Source organism: Streptomyces hygroscopicus (assembly GCF_026168105.1).
In the GTDB taxonomy this organism is placed as follows: Bacteria; Actinomycetota; Actinomycetes; order Streptomycetales; family Streptomycetaceae; genus Streptomyces; species Streptomyces hygroscopicus_D.
Genome location: NZ_LBMW01000153.1, coordinates 1 through 1,340 on the forward strand (window position 1 = coordinate 1; position 1,340 = coordinate 1,340).

The 1,340-nt window shown below is 67.4% G+C and carries 1 protein-coding gene; it reads right to left on the reverse strand.

Annotated features, from left to right (window positions below; genetic code table 11):
* On the reverse strand, positions 1 to 1,340 hold a 1,340-nt coding region (locus AAW14_RS39345), incomplete at both ends, for a B12-binding domain-containing protein (RefSeq protein ID WP_265569264.1).

The following is a 1,340-nucleotide window of genomic DNA, read 5'->3' on the forward strand; positions in this document are numbered from 1 at the left end:
GCGCCCTCGTCCAGCCAGGAGGCGTACTCCTTGAGCGGGATACCCTTGATGACGCGGGTGCCCCAGAAGGGCGGTGTGGGTACGGGGTTGTCGATGGCCACGTCCGAGCGGACGTGCCCCTCCTCGGGCCGCTCCTCGATCTCCACGGTGGCGGCGCGCACCCGGCGCTGCCTCAGCTCGGGCAGCCTGGCGCCGGGCACGCCCCGCTTGACGCCGATGAGCGCGTCCATCAGCCGCAGGCCCTCGAACGCGTCGCGGGCGTAGCGGACCTCGCCCTCGTACAGCTCGTGCAGGTCCTGCTCGACGTACGCCCGGGTCAGGGCCGCGCCGCCGAGGATGACCGGGTAGGTGGCGGCCAGGCCCCGCTGGTTGAGCTCCTCCAGGTTCTCCTTCATGATCACCGTCGACTTGACCAGGAGCCCGGACATGCCGATGACGTCCGCCCGGTGCTCCTCGGCAGCCTCCAGGATCGCCGAGACCGGCTGCTTGATACCGAGGTTGACGACGTTGTAACCGTTGTTGGACAGGATGATGTCCACGAGGTTCTTGCCGATGTCGTGGACATCACCGCGCACGGTGGCCAGCACGATCGTGCCCTTGCCGGCCTCGTCGGTCTTCTCCATGTGCGGCTCGAGGTAGGCGACGGCGGACTTCATGACCTCGGCGGACTGCAGCACGAACGGCAACTGCATCTGGCCCGAGCCGAACAGCTCACCGACCACCTTCATGCCGTCCAGCAACGTGTCGTTGACGATGTCGAGAGCCCTGCGCGACCGCAGAGCCTCATCGAGATCCCGCTCCAGACCGTTCTTCTCACCGTCGATGATCCGCCGCTTCAGGCGCTCGTCCAGCGGCAGCGCGGCCAGCTCCTCGGCCTTGCCGGCCCTGAGGGACTTGGCCGTGGCACCCTCGAACAGCGCCATCAGCTTCTGCAGCGGGTCATAACCCTCGCGGCGCCGGTCGTAGATCAGATCGAGGGCGGTGGTGACCTGCTCCTCGTCGAACCGCGCGATCGGCAGGATCTTGGAGGCATGCACGATCGCCGAGTCGAGCCCGGCCTTCACGCACTCGTCCAGGAAGACGGAGTTGAGCAGGATGCGGGCGGCCGGGTTGAGGCCGAAGGAGATGTTCGACAGACCCAGCGTGGTCTGCACCCGCGGGTGGCGCCTCTTCAGCTCCCGGATCGCCTCGATGGTGGCGATGCCGTCCCTGCGGGACTCCTCCTGCCCCGTGCAGATGGTGAAGGTCAGGGTGTCGATGAGGATGTCCTCCTCATGGATGCCCCAGTTCCCGGTCAGGTCGGCGATCAGCCGCTGGGCGATCTCGACCTTCTTCTCGGG